Origin of the sequence: Citrobacter sp. TBCS-15, from assembly GCF_005280815.1 — a bacterium.
GTDB classification, from domain to species: domain Bacteria; phylum Pseudomonadota; class Gammaproteobacteria; order Enterobacterales; family Enterobacteriaceae; genus Citrobacter; species Citrobacter werkmanii.
The window spans coordinates 233,298-250,277 of record NZ_SZWK01000018.1; the positions used below are offsets into that span (position 1 = coordinate 233,298).

A 16,980-nucleotide genomic window follows, 5' to 3' on the forward strand; every position below is an offset into this window, starting at 1 on the left:
TTAAGAATAGAGCCAGACGACAGGATCGCGCAAAAATTGTGGTGCGGCCCTCATTTTTAGGGGGCCAGATCTTACTCCGGGATCCAGTTGTCCCAGGCGGGTAAGGGACCGAGTTCCGCTACCAGAAAATCGATAAACGATCGTACCTTGGGATTGCTGTACTTACTGGGAAAATAGAGCGCATACAGGGCGTGAGTTTCACAGGTAATCGTGCCGTCGAGCATCAACGGCGTTATCTCTTCTTTTTGAATATGATCACCAATCAGGTAGGTCGGCAAGTACGCCACGCCCTGATCTTCCAGTACCGACTTCAGTAATACCAGACTGCTATTGGCCTGGATCGGCATATGGAGTTTGAGCTGATGCAGACGTTCCTGTTCATCAGCCACTTTCAACACTGGCGTGAGACCCGGATACACCAGGCAATCATGGTGGACCAGATCGCTGCGGCGCTGGGGCATGCCTTTTTTGGCAAGGTAGCCAGGTGAGGCGCAGTACGCCCAGCGAACAGGCACCAGCTTGCGCATGGCATAGTTCTGCGGCGGTGCGGTAGAAATGCGCAGAGCGATGTCGAAATCTGTTTCGTTCAGATTCACGAAGTTATCGTTGAGGTCGATATACAAATTCACATCCGGGAACTGAGAGCGATATTTATCCACCAGGTTCACCAGTCGGGAATAGCCAAACGCAATTGAGCAAGTTATACGTAATTCACCCTGTGGGCTGTGGTAATAACCGGAAGTGGTATTCAGCGTTTCATCGAATTCTTTCAAAAGCTTATTCGCGCGGTTGAAGAGATATTGCCCGGCGTCGGTCAGGGTAATACTGCGGGTGGTGCGTTTAATTAACGTCGTCCTCAGCGTGTCTTCCATCGCGGCCAGGCTTTTACTGACCGCAGACGGCGAGACGTTGAGCTGCGCCGCGGCTTCTGACAGCCCCCCGCAATCGACGATTTTCGTAAAAAATTCCAGATGCTTGAGTGAAATTGGCGTACTCATAATTTCCTTTAATTCACAAGTGATTTGCAAAAACGGTACGACCAGGCCGTTACATTCGGCTTTTAAACATGCAACTATTGAATCACAGGCAACAAGTTGCTGGCAAAATGAAAAAATAACAACTTAGGTGAGTTACGTCACAAAATAACAGGAGGCGCAACGGAAACTCATCACATTGTGAATTTAATCTCATTAATTATTATTCTAAAGGTACCGATTATGTGGTCACGACTCGAACCCTATAGATCGTCGATTATTTTATTAGTTGCTCTGGTGATTGGCGGCATATTAGGTATTTATGCCCCATCGTTGGCAAGTAAACTCCAGCCAATAGGTCAGATATTCTTAAACCTGTTATTTATGATTATTGTGCCGCTGGTGGGGATCAGCGTTATGTCTTCGATCGCCAGTATGACCGACCTGAAAAGGTTAGGGCGCATTATGGCGATAATCTTTATTGTTTCGATCGCCATGGCCTTTATTCCGGCTGCCGGGATCGTCGCGCTGGCGCTCTGGTATAACCCGGCGCAGGGCGTCACTATCGATCTCTCGCAGTCCGTGCAGGCGGGCAGCGGCAAGATGGATTTTGTAAGCATGATTACCACCAGCGACTTTATTGGACTGTTTTCTAAGTCCAATATCCTGGCGCTGATCGTGATGGCGATCATTGCGGGTGTGGCGATTGGCCAATCGGATCAGGCTGGGAAACGCATTGCCTCACTGCTGGAAGATGCCAACACGGTGATCATGAAGATCGTCTCAATCATCATGAAGGTTGCGCCGATTGGTCTGGGCTGCTACTTCGCCGCCACCATGGCCAGCCAGGACTCTGCTCTGTTGCTAACCTTTGCCCGCGCCATTGGCCTGTTTATGGTTGCTACGCTGGTCTACTTTGTTTTTGGCTCTATTCTCTATTCGTACATTGGCGGCGGTATTCCGGCGGTGAAAGCCTTTTGGCGTAATGCGATTGAACCCTCTGCGACCGCGCTGGGAACCTGTTCTTCGCTGGGCACGCTACCGGTGACGCTGCGCGCCGGTAAAGCGATGGGGATCAACCCGGAAATCGTTGATGTCTCCATTCCGCTGCTGGTAAACCTGAATAAAGGCGGTGTGGCGATGATAGCCGCACTGAAAATTGTCTTTATCTATTCCGTGCTGGGTATGGAGTTCACCACCGAAACCTTCTTCCTGACGATGCTGATTGCGGTGCTCTCCGCCATTATCGTCGGCGGCGTACCAGGTGGGGCGTTCCTTGGCGAGATCTTTATCGTCACCACGTTGGGTCTGCCGATGGAAGCGATTCCGATGCTGGTGGTACTGGGGACGATCACTGATGCACCGGCTACATTGATTAACGTGATCCATGATTTGAACGCGGCACAGATTGTCGAACGGTTCGCTGGAAAAAAGCAGACCAACACTGAAATAAACTCTACTGCTGCGGTGGTATAGGTTTTCACACGGATTAAGAACAGGAGAAGTTATGAAAGACGCTATGAAGCTTGAAACGCATCTGGTCGTTGCTGGTCGCGACAAACGCTATACCCAGGGAGCGGTGAATCCGGTGATCCAACGCGCCTCTTCACTGGTGTTCGATACCGTGAAGGATAAGAAATTTGCCACCGCCAACCGTGCGAACGGCGAACTGTTTTACGGTCGTCGCGGAACCTATACGCATTTTGCCTTCCAGAAAGCCATGAGTGAGCTGGAAGGCGGTGTCGGCTGCGCGCTGTATCCGTGTGGAGCAGCAGCGGTGACCAATGCGATTCTGGCGTTCGTCCAAAGCGGCGATCATATTTTGATGACGGGTGCGGCCTACGAGCCAACCCTGGATTTTTGCAATAAGATCCTGAGTAAATTTAATGTGGAAACAACGTATTACGATCCGTTAATTGGGGCTGGGATCGTTGATCTTCTGCGTCCGGAAACGAAGGTGGTGTTCCTCGAATCACCAAGTTCTATCACGATGGAAGTCCAGGATGTGCCGGGAATGGTGCAGGCTATCCGCGCGGTGAACCCGGAGATTGTCATTATGATCGACAATACCTGGGCGGCGGGCGTTCTCTTCAAGGCACTGGATTTCGGGGTGGATATTTCCATTCAGGCAGGAACCAAGTACACCATAGGTCATTCGGACGGCATGCTGGGAACGGCGGTGTCTAACGCCCGCTGCTGGGACCGTTTGCGTGAGAACTCCTATCTGATGGGGCAAACGCTGGATGCCGACACAGCCTACAACGGTAGCCGCGGATTACGTACGCTGGCGGTACGTCTGAAGCAGCATCATGAGAGCAGTATTCACATTGCCCGCTGGCTGTCGGCAAGGCCGGAAGTGGCGCGGGTAAATCATCCGGCATTAGCGGAATGTCCGGGACATGAGTATTTTCAACGTGATTTTGTCGGAAGTTCTGGCCTGTTCTCGTTTGTGCTGAAAAAGAGACTGACCGATGAGCAGATGGCGAATTTCCTCGATAACTTCTCGCTGTTCCATATGGCCTATTCGTGGGGCGGATTTGAGTCACTCATTCTGGCGAATCAACCGGAAGAGCTGAACAGCATTCGCCCGGCCGGAGAGGTTGATTTCAGCGGCACGCTGGTCAGGGTGCATATTGGTCTGGAAGATGTTGACGATCTGATTGCCGATCTGGAAGCGGGGTTTGCGCGCATCGCGTGAAGTAACACATTCGCTGCCGGATGGCGCTGATGCTTATCCGGCCTACGTAACCCAGTAGGCCGGATAAAACGCCTGTACGACATTTGTGATGACGCTATATTCACAATCAAATTAACTCATAATTAGTCATTTAAGATCATTTTTTATCAAAAGTAATCTTTATCACAATTTTTAGCATCCCTCCTGGGTAGCATAGCCACTGGTTTTAAGTGTTATGGCATATAAGGGATGATGAGTTATGAAGCTGAAAGATTTATTCTCACGGACACCGACGGAACGCCGGCATTATGGCGTTGCCGTGTTAGTCGGTATCGTTTCCGGCGTACTTTCTGCATTTGTTAAGTGGGGAGCCGAAGTTCCGCTTCCACCCAGGACATTTTCTCTGGGAAGAAATGAGTTTAATCCTCCGTACCTTTTTCTCCGAGACTATTTAGGGATTGACCCCACGCAAACGGTCTATACCTTTTCTGAACATGTGATTAATCCGGTTATGGTCACGCACATCATATTTTCATTAGTGTTTGCAGTCGGATATTGCGTTGCCGCTGAAATTTTTCCAAAAGTTAAACTTTGGCAGGGGGTACTGGCAGGTTTAATCGTGACGGTGGCGGTTCATGGCATCTTCATTCCCGCCCTTCATCTTTCGCCGCCCTTGTCTCAGCTACCATTTGATGAATATGTGTCGGAAATTATTGGACATATTTTCTGGTTTTGGGTCATTGAAATGATTCGTCGTGACCTGCGTAATCGGATCACGCATGAACCCGATGCGGAAGTTCCGTTATCTCTCGTCAGATGATTAAAAGTTGATGCACTATGATGGATTGCCCCCAACCGCTAAACACAAAACCAGTGTTCGCGAATGGGGGCGGTTCATAGAAGATTAACTCTCTGTGACTAACGCGGTTGCCTCATGCTGACGTACGCGCTTCAGTAAGCCTGCCAGCGTGAACACGACGGCAATACCTGCCACCACCGCCAGCAGGTGAAACGAAATCCTGCCGCCGTTGAACCATAACCAACGCCCAATTTCGACAGAAACCGCCATCACCGTCAGGATCACCATATTCAACGACGCCGAAACCGTACCCTTCGGTAAGTTGTTGGAAAATAGTGTAAAGCGGAATAACGTTGGGAAGATCATTCCAATGCCAAACGCATACAGGCTGGTCCCCAGCACTGACCACAACCACACGTGCGGCGACAGTAAATTGCCAGCAATCAATACCGCCAGCCCGCTCAACTGAATGGGAACCGCTCGCCAGATAAAGCGTGGCCGGGTCGGATCCTTCACGAAGCGCACGACCACCATATTGGCGACGATCACCGCGCCAAACACTGGTGCCTGCGCCCAGGCAAACTGGGATGTGGTCATGCCGCCAGCATCAATGAGGATCACCGGTGAGACTGCCACCCAACTCATCATCGGGATATAGCTCAACGACAGCGTGGCTGCGCCAAACAGGAATACCCGGTTGCGGAAAACGTCGCGAAAATCACGCACTACGCTGCGCGCACTGAACGGCACCGCGCCACGCTGGACGGTTTCTGGCATTGCTAATGTGAGTCCAATGAGTGCGATAAGCCCCATGACGGCGATAATGGCAAACAAGATCTTCCAGTGTACAAAGTGCATCAGCGCCGCTCCTGAGAGCGGGCCGATAACCGGTGCAACCAGCACAATAGAGGTGATTACCGCCATTAGCTTGATGGCCTTTGTTTGCCCAAATGCCTCCTGCACCGTGACATAGCCGACGGTGGCGATAAAACAGATGCTGGTGCCTTGCACAAAACGGGCGGCCAGAAATTGCGTCATCGAGGTGGTGAACAATGTGGCAGCGCAGGCGAGCGTAAAAATTAGCGCTCCCGCAATCAGTACCGGACGGCGGCCAATCCGGTCAGAAAGCGGTCCTAACAGCCATTGCAGCGCCATACCACCCGCCAGATAGAGGCTGACCGCCGCGGGTGCCAGGCTGACGTCGGCGTTGAAATCGCGGACGACATTAATGATGCCGGGCTGGATCAAGTCCGTCGACAGATAGGCGGCGAAATCATACAAAATCAACGCAATAGGAAAAAATAGCGTCGTAGCGCGTTGGGAGAAAAACGCGAGAATCCGTTGCATAAAACAGCTCCTTGTCGGGAGAAAACCCTCAACGGGAATAGCGAAATTCAATACCGTCTTTGAGACGTCAGACCGATAACAGAATAAAAGCAGACTGCAAATGTACTGAATTTCATGTAATCAAAAACGCTGTCTGCGTGAAGCGCAAACAGGAGAAACGCTCACTAACGCGGGGTCAGAAAGCGTAACGATTACAGGTAACAATCAGCACATCGCACCTCAGGAAGAGTAAGTTGAACGGGTAGTGACCATCCGCAGTGTAATGCGGATTGGATATTAATTAAACGAGTTTATCCGGTTTATTTGCAGAAAATCGCCACGTTAATCAGAGTACGATGCTCTGCAAAAAACGCAGCGCGATGGCACAACCGAAGATGACCAATACGCCGCCGGCGATACGTTCTACCCACACTATCCCGCTGGTTAACCGTCGCTGGATCTGCGGTAAACCGATGAACATCACGATCAGCAAATCCCAGAACAGCACCACGCTGGTCATCCATATCCCGCTCACGCTTTGTTGTAGCAACGTCACCGACGGGCCGAGCAGAGCGGTCATTAGCGCCAGATAAAACAACGCATTTTTCGGGTTGAGTAGTGACGATGCTAACCCCAGCAGCAGCTGTTTGCCAAACCCTGGACAGGTAGACTGGGCGTCTGCTCCGGTCAGCGTTTGTGGGCGGCTGCGTATCAACAGGCTGCCAATCCACAATAAATAGAGTGCGCCCAACAGCTCAATAACCGTAAACAGCAGAGGAAGCTGGCGCAGGATCCCCCAACCGATAATCGCCAGCATGATATACAGCCCGTTGCCGAGGGCGATCCCCACGCACAGCCCGGCGCTGCCGCGCATCCGGTAACGTACGGCATAGCCGACCAGTAAAAAGAAGTCCGGCCCCGGGCTGAGGAGTGCGACAAAATGCGCCAGCGCCAGCGCGGGAAAAGCAGAAGGGAAAAGTAAGGAAAGCAGCGACATAATGACCTCAGAGAAGGAATCCGAGTTCACCCTACGCCTGACGCCGCGCTAATTATTGTCTGATATTGATCGTCCTAATGCGTATTGACGCGGTGTGGCCGCGGTGTAGCGCACAAAGGTGCGATGGAAATGGCTCTGGTCGGCAAACCCGCTCTGGTAGCCGACATCCGCAATTTCGTCCCCCGCACGCAGCCGTTGGCGGGCATAGTCAACTCTCAGGATATTCAGATAACTCCCCGGCGTCAGGCCGGTGTCCTGCTTAAAGTTACGGATCAGCGTCTCTTTACGTATGCGGCATTCATACGCCAGCTCGTCCAGCGAGGGAGGCGCAAGCAAACTGGACTGCAGCCGTTCACGTAGATATGCGCTGGCTGGGCTAAGGTGTTCCGTTTTTACTGATTGCAACGGCAGCGAGCGCAGCAGTGCCTGCGCGGCATCGGTTATCTGTGTCGTTTGTTGCCGCTGCATGAGCGCCACGAGGCGTAAATAACGCTGGAATAATTGCGGATCGCGGATAACAGGATTGCGTGGGTAAAGTTGCTGATTGCTGCTCAGCGCAGGCAGATGGTTCAGGCACCACTGGGCATCAAGATAGAGCATATGGTAACTGCGAAACCGCCCATTAACGGGGTTACAGCTGTGAGGTGCCAGCGATGGGATCACAATGAGATCGCCTGAACTCAGGAGGTATTCTTTGCCATCACACTGGCAGCAAGTCTCACCCTCAAGAATCGCCCCAATCGAGAGCTGAGAATGATGATGACGTTTATAGGCCTGCTGGCTTTGCCAGGTGCTGCGTAGCTCCAGCCACGGCAACTGCTCATCACGCCAGAACGATTGTGGAATATCCCGGGTATGCGTCACATCGTGCTCTCCATGAAAGTGATGATTTGTTATAGCACAGGGCGTGCGGCGAAAAAGCGGGAATGTGCATTGAGGTTGTAATTCTGCGGGACGCGTTCCAGACCAATGCAGACATTACAAAGGGACCTTTTTATCTCTGAAATCGTCTCGCAAAGAGAGAAATTTGCAGATGAGGGTGTGGCTTGCCAGCGCTACAGTCACGGCATCTTATTGCCAGGTGATGGATCGCCATGAGTAAAGCAACGACTTCTACCCCGCATGATGCGGTCTTTAAAACGTTCTTACGTCACCCTGAGACCGCACGGGATTTTCTGCAAATACATCTTCCCGCTTCGCTACGCGAACTTTGCGATCTTCAGACGCTGAAACTCGAGTCAAACAGTTTCGTTGAAGAGAATTTACGTGCGTACTATTCCGACGTGCTTTGGTCGGTGAATACGATGGATGGAGCTGGATATATTTATGTGGTGATTGAACACCAAAGCACACCGGATGCACATATGGCATTCAGACTGATGCGCTATGCGGTAGCAGCCATGCAGAAACATTTAGATGCTGGGCATCAGCAGTTGCCGCTGGTGGTGCCGATGCTGTTCTATCACGGCGCTAAAAGCCCGTACCCTTATTCATTGTGCTGGCTGGATGAGTTTGCTAACCCGAAGCTGGCTCGTCAGCTGTATGCAGCGGCGTTTCCGCTGGTGGATATTACGGTCATACCGGATGACTAAATTGTGCAGCATCGACGTATGGCGCTGTTGGAGTTAATCCAAAAACATATCCGTCAACGCGATCTTATGGGATTGGTCGAGCAAATAGTTTCCCTGCTACTTACCGGACTAACTAATGACACTCAGATAAAGACGCTGTTTAATTATATTTTACGAACTGGCGATGCACCTCGATTCAGTGAGTTTATTCGCGGGGTTGCCGAACGTTCACCGCAGTACAAGGAGCATTTGATGACGATCGCAGACAGATTACATGAGGCAGGATTTCAAAAAGGATGGCTTGAAGGCAAGCTGGAAGGTAAACAAGAAGGTAAACAAGAAGGACTGATAAAGGGGCGACATGATGAGGCGCTACGTATTGCCCGCACCATGCTGGCAGATGGCATCGATATCAGCACAGTACAAAAAATTACCCGGCTTTCCGTTGAAGATATTCAGGGCGTAAGCCATTAGATATGACTTAAACCGCCTAATTGCCTGCACGGAAACACCGGGTGCTCCGGTTTACTCTATTGCCGTTTTTACCGCCTCGCCGAGCTTTTGCATGACTTCCCGATGCTTCTCGTTTGGCGGCAATGCACAATTGATGCGTACGCAGTTGCGGTATTTACCGGATGCAGAGAATAGTGAGCCAGGCGCGACCTGGATTTTCAGGCGACAGAGCTGTTTGGCAACGCAGACCATATCGACCTGCTGTGGTAATTCCACCCACAGCATAAAGCCGCCTTTTGGTCGGGTGACGCAGATCCCGCAGGGGAAATATTCCCGTACCCAGCAGGTATAGATCTCCATATTCCGCTGGTAGATCTGACGCATACGGCGAACATGACGATGATAATGCCCATCACGCACGAAGGTGGCGGCCGCCAGCTGCGTAGCAGGAACGTTAGTGCCGATGACGGCATATTTCATATGCAGAAATTTATCGTGATAACGACCGGGAATAACCCAACCAACGCGCAATCCCGGCGCCACGGATTTGGTAAATGAGCTGCACAGTAGCACCCGACCGTCGCTGTCCCAGGAATGGATTGTGCGCGGACGTGGATATTCTGTAGCCAGCTCTCCGTACACATCATCTTCAAAAATAACAATATCGTGCTGCTGGGCGAGGGCGAGCACAGCGCGTTTACGCGCATCCGGCATAATAAAGCCGAGCGGGTTGTTGCAGTTAGGAACCAGGATCACCCCTTTAATCGGCCACTGATCCAGCGCCAGTTCCAGTGCTTCAATGCTGATCCCGGCATCTGGATCGGTCGGAATCTCAATAACTTTGATCCCTAATCCGCGTAGCAGCTGCATGGTGCCGTAATAGGCGGGAGATTCAACGGCGACAATATCCCCTGGCTGGCAGACCGTTAGCAGCGCCAGCGACATTCCACTCTGGCTGCCATTAGTAATCACAATATCATCCGCAGTGACGACCGAACCGCCGTCCAGCATCAGCCGGGCAATCTGTTGACGCAATTCCCGGCAGCCAGGTAATTCATCGTAACCCAGCACCGCCTTGAGATTATGCTGCGCCACGCGGCTTAGCTCGCGCCACAGTGGCTTCAGGCTGGGTTGGTTGATATCGGGCACGCCACTGCTAAAAGGGATTATCGATTTGTCCGCATGACCTGCCAACATGTCCAGCACCTGATCCCACTGGGTTATCTCGACCGGACGCTGTACCGGGCGCGACATTGGCGGCACCGGCGGTTGTGCTTTTTGTGGCGCGACAAAATAACCGGAACGCGGCTGCGGCGTGATCAGCTGTAGTTGTTCCAGCGTCTGATAGGCCTGCTGGACGGTGCTGATACTGACCCTATGTTCCTGACTCAAGCTACGCACCGAAGGCAATTTTTCGCCGTGGCGATACAGCCCCTGCTCAATGCGTTCGGCCAGCAGATTGGCCAGATGTTGGTAACGCGTCATGCTGTATCCCTCATGGGTGCCATACAGATTAAAAAACCAGTACAGATTGGCGTGAAAAAAGCGATGCAGAACTCTTTTTAACCAATCTGTATGTTAAATAAAAGTACTTTGTGAGTCTGTATTGTTCAGACCCAAATTCGTGAATATAAAGCCTCTGGCAAGGTGGGAGGCAAGGTATGGAATTTCATGAGAATAGAGCAAAGCAGCCGTTTATTGGGTTTGTACTGATCTGGCGGGCATACAAAGCATGGCGGCTACGGGCGCAAACGCGGCGTCTGTTGCACCAGATGAGCGATGAGCGCCTACGTGACGTCGGGCTGCGACGCGATCAGGTGGAGTAATTATTTTCTATCGACCTAGGCCGGGTGTTAGCGCATCTGGCCTCTTTTATATTCACTGTGTTTATTAATTGATGCTTGTTGATAGTCTGTTTCTTGATGCTTACCATGATAAGTATTATTTTCTTCATCAGCGATGAGGAAAAAGATATATGACTGAAGATGAACTGTTTGCCCGCCGTCCGATGGGGATGCGCATGGCGATGGTGGTGCGTCAGTGGCGGGCCATTATTGATGCTGCCATCACCGATACTGGCCTGACGCAATCAAGCTGGACGGTATTGATGCAGCTGTATCAACTGGGAGACAACGTCTCGGTCAGTGAACTGGCGGAGGTGCAGGGCATTGAACTGCCGCCGCTGATGCGCACCCTCACACTACTGGAAAAGCAGGGCTACCTGCTGCGTTCCACATCGCCTTATGACAAACGCATCCGACTGTTAACGCTGACCGCGCAAGGCCGCTCAAGGCTTGAAGAACTTAACCGGGTGATTGAGACATACCAACATCGCGTCACCTGTACTATTTCTGAAGCGGAGCTTGCCGCCTTTAGCACGACGTTAAATCAACTCGCCTGCAATTTGCGGACAATCCGCGAAGAAGACAATCAACACTAAAAAACTATGATGACCCCAGAACAAAAATTTGCCCGTTGGGTAAGGGTGAGTATTGCCGCTTTCCTGGTAATATTCGCTTGGTTTATCGTTGCTGATATCTGGATCCCGCTGACGCCGGACTCCACGGTGATGCGCGTGGTAACGCCTGTTTCTTCACGCGTATCCGGCTACGTCTCGCAGGTGCATGTACATAACAATAGCCAGGTGAAAAAGGGCGATTTGCTGTACGAGCTGGATCCGACGCCGTTTATCAATAAGGTCGAAGCGGCGCAAATCGCCCTTGAGCAGGCGAAGCTGAGCAACCAACAGCTGGATGCGCAGATCGCCTCCGCGCGCGCTAATCTGCGCACCGCGCAATTCAACGCCCGCAACGATAAGACTACCTTTGACCGCTATCAACGCCTGAGTGCCATGCAGAATGTGTCGCAATCGGATCTCGATAAGGTGCGCACCGCCTGGCAGACCAGCGAACAGTCGGTGGCGGCGCTCAACGCCAGTATTCAGAACCTGCTGATCCAGCGCGGCGAGCGCGATGACAAGCGCAACGTGACGCTGCAAAAATACCGTAACGCGCTGGAAGAGGCGCAGCTGAACCTCAGCTGGAGCAAAGTGTATGCCCAGACCGACGGTATAGTGAGTAACCTCCAGCTTAGCCCCGGACTTTACGCCACCGCCGCCACGCCGCTGCTGGCGCTGGTCAGCCATCAGACCGATATCGTGGCCGACTTTCGCGAGAAAAGCCTGCGCCACACTCGCGTGGATACCGATGCCGCCGTGGTGTTCGACGCCATGCCGGGCAAGGTTTTCTCTGCCCGCGTCACCAGCAGTGATGCCGGTATTCTGGCGGGCCAGGAGCAGGTTAACGGCCAGCTGTCGCAGCCGGAACAGTCCACCCGCTGGGTGCGCGATGCCCAGCGTATGCGTATTCACGTAGCGCTGAACGAACCGCTCGACACGCCGTTACCGACCGGGGCGCGCGCCACGGTACAGCTGTATAACAGCGAGGGGATGTTCGCTCGCACTTTTGCCGGGGCGCAGATCCACCTCGTTAGCTGGCTGCATTATGTCTATTAACACACTGGCCCACGTCTTTACGCCGCACGGGAATATCGTCTACACCGCCAATGACTTTCGCCAGACCCTGCGGATTTCCGTCGCCGGGACAATCGCGCTGAGTATCTCGACCTTCTACAACGTGCAGTACGGCGTATTTTTTGTGGTTTATCCGCTAATGCTGTTATCGCTGGTGCCGGTGTTCAACCGCCATGTGGCAAAACAGTTTGTGTTCAGCGCGGCAGTGAACTGCGTTGAAATGGTGCTAATCGTCGGCTATCTCTCACAATGGCCGCTGATTATGACGCTGGTGGTGTTTGGTCTGTACGTGATGCGTTTTCGCTTTATGAGTAAAGGGCCGCTGTTTTTGCTCGGCTCGATGGGCGTAGTGTGTCAGAGCACGATGCTCAACTTTATGAGTTATCCCACCACCAACTGGCATACGCTGATGTTTTCCAATATGGAAGCCTGCGTCATGGCGGTGGCGCTGAGCGCGCTGCTGCATTATCTGATCCCGGACATGGAACCCCGCCAGCCGCCGCCGCGCATTGAAAAAGATGCCGCCCGGGTTCGTCACGAGTCGCTGCTTTCCGGTACGGTGGCGACGATGATTTTTGTGGTCTTCCAGATCTGCGATTTGAGTGATTCGCTGTCAGCGCTGATGGCAGGCATTTTGATTCTGTTTCCGATGCACTATCGCGGGGCGGTGATTAGCTCGATCTGGCGTGTGGTTGGCGTGGTGCTGGCCTGTCTGTATATTCTGCTGGTGCAGCTGCTTATCTATGATTTCAGCAACCATATGGTGCTGATGATGCCGCTGATTGGCCTTGGGCTGGCATTCAGCGCCCGCCTGCACGTAATGGAAAAAGTCGGCGCAGGCGTGGGGTTTGCCAGTATCACCACCATCGGCATTATGTTTGGCCAGAACCTGCACCCGGATCAGGACCTGGTATTCAGCGATCTGTACCGTATCACCTCCGTCACCGTCGCGCTGGTGGCAACGCTGACAATGGTCTTCCTGGTGCATCGGGTGTTGAACTGCTTTGCCGCGACACGGTTTGTGATTACTGAGTGAGTGGGGGGGGAATGCCGGATGGCGGCTGCGCCTTATCCGGCCTACAAAAATCTACTTCTTCAACCCCGCAAACGCGGCTCTGATCTCGTCTTCCGGCAGGTTAATGCCAATAAACACCAGCAGGCTGTGCGGCGTTTCGTCGCCCCATGGGCGGTCCCAGTCGGCGCTGTACAGGCGCTGGACACCCTGGAACAGCAGGCGGTTGGGCTCGCCGTCAATCCACAGCATGCCTTTGTAGCGCAGGAGTTTCTCGGCGGATTCCAGCAGCAGATTTTCCATTACCCGCGACACGTCGCTGATGTTCACCGGGTAATCCAGTTCAACGACGATCGAGGAAATATCGTTTTGCTTGTCGGCGATAAAGTGGAAGCGCGGTTTGGCGCTGACCACGTTCTCTTCCAGCATAAAACCGTTGGTGTCAAAAAGCAGAGAGAGGTCGATATCGCCATGCGTGACGGTGTAAATCGGCGCACGGGCGTTAATGCGCGCCAGGCGCTCACGCAGTTTTTCGCTTTCACCTGCGACGTCGGTTTTGGTCAGCAGGATGCGGTCAGCATAGCCGACCTGCGACTGGGCGATGGTAAACTGGTTCATCTGCTCGTCGGCATGCACCGCGTCAACCAGCGCAATTACGCCGTCCAGTAGGTAGCGTTCGCAAATCACTTCATGGGAGAAAAAGGTCTGGATAATCGGGCCGGGGTCGGCCATGCCGGTGCACTCGATCACCAGACGGTCAAAATTGATGGTGCCTTTGTCGAGGTTGTCGAGCAGGTCTAACAAGGCATCTTCCAGTTCATTAGAACGGGTACAGCAAATGCAGCCGTTGGTCAGGGTTTTGATCTGCGTGGCGCGGTCGCCAATCAGCTGATCGTCCACCGAGACTTCGCCGAATTCGTTTTCGATAACGGCAATCTTGTAACCGTGCTGCTCGTTGAGAATATGGCGTAGCAGGGTGGTTTTACCCGCGCCAAGAAAACCGGTGAGTAGGGTAACTGCAATCGGGGTCATTCACTTCTCCTTCTAACAGCAACTGCTTCCGCCGCTACCGTAGCGGGCTTCCTGGCGCTCGCGGAAGAATTCTTCGTAGGTCATGTACGGCTTATCGGGATGGTTGGTCTTCATGTGCTCGACGTAGTTGTCGTAGTCCGGAATGCCAATCAGCATCTTCGCCGCCTGACCGAGATATTTTTTAGCTTGCCCTAAAGTACCAAACATAAACAATCCTGATAAGCGAAAAGCCCCGCCGAAGCGGGGCTGAATACATCTTAGTGGTGTGAAGAGGTCTTCACGCCGCCTTCCGGCACCGGTACATACGGTGTCTCTTTATCAGAGCGACCGTTGATTGCGCGGGCTTTCTGCCAGGTACGGAACCCGTAGAAAATGATGCTGTACACCACCACCAGGAACAGAATACTCAGACCTGCGTTGGTGTAGTTGTTGACGACGATATGGTTCATATTGGCAATCTGCTGCGCGGTCAGTTCGCCGCCGTTAGCAATCTTCTCTTTGTACTGATTCGCCATAAAGAAGAAGCCTTCCATCTGCGGGTTGGTGCTGAACAGTTTCAGACCCAGCGCCCAGGTGGTGCAGATAAGCAGCCAGACTGCCGGAACCACGGTAACCCAGATGTATTTGGTGCGCTGCATTTTAACCAGTACCACGGTGCCGAGAACCAGCGCCACGGCAGCCAGCATCTGGTTAGAGATACCGAACAGCGGCCACAGGCTCTTAACGCCGCCCAGCGGGTCAACCACGCCTTGATACAGCAGATAACCCCACAGGCCTACGCAGCCCGCAGTACCGATGATGCCCGCAACCAGAGAGTCGGTTTTCTTCAGGAACGGCACGAAGTTACCCAGTAAATCCTGCAGCATAAAGCGGCCAGAACGGGTACCGGCATCCAGTGCGGTCAGGATGAACAGCGCTTCAAACAGAATACCGAAGTGATACCAGAAGCCCATATCAGCCATCGGCAGCACTTTGTGGAACACGTGAGCGATACCCACGGCCAGCGTCGGTGCGCCACCTGCGCGGTTCAGAACGGACGGTTCACCGATGTCTTTCGCGGTCTGCAGGATCTGCTCAGGCGAAATCACGAAGCCCCAGGAGCTGACGGTCGCTGCCGCATGTGCGGTAACATCTTTCAGCTGCGCCATAATCAGCGGTGCGTTTTCGCCGCTCATTTCATGCAGGTTCGGCATGGTGATGCCAAGGCCCGCAGGCGGGGTGTTCATCGCGAAGTACAGACCCGGTTCGATGATAGACGCAGCAACCAGCGCCATAATCGCCACGAAGGATTCCATCAGCATCGCGCCGTAACCGATAAAGCGCGCATCGGTTTCACAAGCCAGCAGCTTCGGCGTGGTACCGGAAGCAATCAACGCGTGGAAGCCAGATACCGCACCACAGGCGATGGTAATAAACAGGAACGGGAACAGAGCGCCTTTCCACAGCGGGCCAGTACCATCAACGTACTGCGTCATCGCCGGCATTTTCAGTTCCGGATTGAGGATAACAATCCCCACCGCCAGACCGACGATAACGCCGATTTTCAGGAAGGTCGCCAGATAGTCGCGCGGGGCGAGGATCAGCCATACCGGCAGCAGCGCAGAGATAAACGCGTAACCAATCAGGGTAAAGGTAATGGTGGTGTCTTTAAAGGTCAGCGCCGGACCCCAGTACGGGTCGTGCGCAATCACGCCGCCGAAGTAGATGGAAGCCACCAGCAGCACAATACCAATTACCGACACTTCACCCACACGTCCTGGGCGCAGGAATCGCATGTAGATCCCCATGAATAGCGCAATCGGTACGGTTGAGCAGACGGTGAACACACCCCATGGGCTTTCCGCCAGCGCTTTCACCACGATCAGCGCCAGTACCGCCAGGATGATGATCATGATTAAGAAGCAGCCGAACAGGGCAATGGTTCCTGGGATCGGGCCCATCTCTTCTTTGATCATCTCGCCGAGAGATGCGCCGTTACGGCGGGAAGAGATAAACAGCACCATGAAGTCCTGTACCGCACCGGCCAGTACCACGCCTGCCAGCAGCCATAACGTTCCGGGCAGGTAGCCCATCTGCGCGGCCAGTACCGGTCCAACCAGCGGACCTGCACCTGCGATAGCGGCAAAGTGGTGGCCAAACAATACGTTACGGTTAGTCGGAACGTAGTTCAGACCATCATTGTTGATGACCGCCGGCGTGGCGCGCGTCGGGTCAAGTTTCATCACTTTCTGGGCGATGTACAGACTGTAGTAACGATAGGCCACCAGATAAACAGAAACTGAGGCGACCACGATCCACAGGGCACTAATGTGCTCACCCCGACGTAATGCCACTACCGAGAGGCAGAATGCACCGATGATTCCGAGAATCACCCAGGGTATGTGCTTGAATATCTTTTTCGTATCCATAGTAAAACCTGGTATCTAATTAATAATTGGCCGAAGCCGCGTGGGTTTGATCTTGTGTTTGAGGAGGTAAATTGACTGCTATGTTGGAGGGATCTTGCCAGAGAATTACGCGCGTAAAGTAAGGTAAATAAGTGAGCGGTTGTATGTCAGCTTAAGCGGTCTCAAGTGTCAGTGAGCGGTTCACAGTACCGATGAGTGA

Annotated in this window: 15 protein-coding genes and 1 pseudogene; 8 read left to right on the forward strand and 8 right to left on the reverse strand. The window is 53.0% G+C overall.

Annotation, left to right across the window (positions count from 1 at the left end; translation table 11 throughout):
- Positions 1–71 precede the first annotated feature (71 nt).
- Entirely contained in the window at positions 72–998 is a 927-nt protein-coding gene (locus FDW96_RS01280; protein ID WP_061382829.1) for a LysR family transcriptional regulator, read from the reverse strand.
- 219 nt (positions 999–1,217) lie between these two features.
- Here FDW96_RS01280 and FDW96_RS01285 point away from each other — a divergent pair, with 219 nt between their 5' ends.
- The 3 genes from FDW96_RS01285 (at position 1,218) to FDW96_RS01295 (ending at position 4,471) form a co-directional block, all read left to right on the forward strand.
- Positions 1,218–2,450: a dicarboxylate/amino acid:cation symporter gene (locus FDW96_RS01285; RefSeq protein ID WP_042312598.1), complete on the forward strand. Its 1,233-nt coding sequence runs from the start codon at positions 1,218–1,220 to the stop codon at positions 2,448–2,450.
- Between the two features lie 31 nt (positions 2,451–2,481).
- The gene (metC, locus tag FDW96_RS01290) at positions 2,482–3,672 is read left to right on the forward strand and encodes a cystathionine beta-lyase (protein ID WP_137365112.1); all 1,191 of its coding nucleotides are present in this window, start codon (positions 2,482–2,484) and stop codon (positions 3,670–3,672) included.
- A 238-nt stretch (positions 3,673–3,910) separates the two neighbouring features.
- Entirely contained in the window at positions 3,911–4,471 is a 561-nt protein-coding gene (locus FDW96_RS01295) for a DUF1440 domain-containing protein (protein ID WP_079934429.1), read from the forward strand.
- A gap of 84 nt (positions 4,472–4,555) precedes the next feature.
- Here FDW96_RS01295 and mdtM read toward each other — a convergent pair whose 3' ends face one another.
- The 3 genes from mdtM to FDW96_RS01310 all read right to left on the reverse strand — a co-directional run bounded on the left by mdtM (position 4,556) and on the right by FDW96_RS01310 (position 7,637).
- Entirely contained in the window at positions 4,556–5,797 is a 1,242-nt protein-coding gene (gene mdtM / locus FDW96_RS01300) for a multidrug efflux MFS transporter MdtM (protein ID WP_061382832.1), read from the reverse strand.
- Between the two features lie 325 nt (positions 5,798–6,122).
- Entirely contained in the window at positions 6,123–6,773 is a 651-nt protein-coding gene (locus FDW96_RS01305) for a LysE family translocator (RefSeq protein WP_042312589.1), read from the reverse strand.
- Between the two features lie 48 nt (positions 6,774–6,821).
- Positions 6,822–7,637: an AraC family transcriptional regulator gene (locus tag FDW96_RS01310; RefSeq protein ID WP_137365113.1), complete on the reverse strand. Its 816-nt coding sequence runs from the start codon at positions 7,635–7,637 to the stop codon at positions 6,822–6,824.
- 230 nt (positions 7,638–7,867) lie between these two features.
- Between FDW96_RS01310 and FDW96_RS01315 the strand changes: the two are divergent.
- Positions 7,868–8,818, forward strand: a pseudogene (locus FDW96_RS01315) (Rpn family recombination-promoting nuclease/putative transposase).
- Positions 8,819–8,869: 51 nt separating this feature from the next.
- Here the strand turns inward: FDW96_RS01315 and FDW96_RS01320 are convergent.
- Positions 8,870–10,282 (reverse strand): PLP-dependent aminotransferase family protein, encoded by a 1,413-nt coding sequence (locus FDW96_RS01320; protein WP_137365114.1) that lies wholly within the window; start codon positions 10,280–10,282, stop codon positions 8,870–8,872.
- Positions 10,283–10,458: 176 nt separating this feature from the next.
- Between FDW96_RS01320 and FDW96_RS01325 the strand changes: the two genes are divergently transcribed.
- The 4 genes from FDW96_RS01325 to FDW96_RS01340 all read left to right on the forward strand — a co-directional run bounded on the left by FDW96_RS01325 (position 10,459) and on the right by FDW96_RS01340 (position 13,365).
- Complete coding sequence (locus FDW96_RS01325; protein WP_064507040.1) at positions 10,459–10,623, forward strand: DUF1127 domain-containing protein; 165 nt, start codon at positions 10,459–10,461, stop codon at positions 10,621–10,623.
- 149 nt (positions 10,624–10,772) lie between these two features.
- A complete protein-coding gene (locus FDW96_RS01330) occupies positions 10,773–11,237 on the forward strand; it encodes a MarR family winged helix-turn-helix transcriptional regulator (protein WP_042312582.1) in 465 nt (154 codons plus the stop codon).
- A 6-nt stretch (positions 11,238–11,243) separates the two neighbouring features.
- Entirely contained in the window at positions 11,244–12,311 is a 1,068-nt protein-coding gene (locus tag FDW96_RS01335; protein WP_079225565.1) for an HlyD family secretion protein, read from the forward strand.
- The gene (locus FDW96_RS01340) at positions 12,301–13,365 is read left to right on the forward strand and encodes a DUF2955 domain-containing protein (RefSeq protein ID WP_137365115.1); all 1,065 of its coding nucleotides are present in this window, start codon (positions 12,301–12,303) and stop codon (positions 13,363–13,365) included. Before FDW96_RS01335 ends, FDW96_RS01340 begins: the two co-directional genes overlap by 11 nt.
- A gap of 51 nt (positions 13,366–13,416) precedes the next feature.
- Here the strand turns inward: FDW96_RS01340 and yjiA are convergent, their stop codons facing one another.
- Genes yjiA through btsT form a run of 3 tightly spaced genes read right to left on the reverse strand, consistent with a single transcriptional unit; the run spans position 13,417 to position 16,781 of the window.
- Positions 13,417–14,373 (reverse strand): GTPase, encoded by a 957-nt coding sequence (gene yjiA / locus FDW96_RS01345; RefSeq protein WP_137365116.1) that lies wholly within the window; start codon positions 14,371–14,373, stop codon positions 13,417–13,419.
- A gap of 12 nt (positions 14,374–14,385) precedes the next feature.
- Positions 14,386–14,580: a YbdD/YjiX family protein gene (locus FDW96_RS01350; RefSeq protein ID WP_003830038.1), complete on the reverse strand. Its 195-nt coding sequence runs from the start codon at positions 14,578–14,580 to the stop codon at positions 14,386–14,388.
- A 50-nt stretch (positions 14,581–14,630) separates the two neighbouring features.
- Positions 14,631–16,781: a pyruvate/proton symporter BtsT gene (gene btsT / locus FDW96_RS01355; RefSeq protein WP_003830033.1), complete on the reverse strand. Its 2,151-nt coding sequence runs from the start codon at positions 16,779–16,781 to the stop codon at positions 14,631–14,633.
- Between the last annotated feature and the right edge of the window lie 199 nt (positions 16,782–16,980).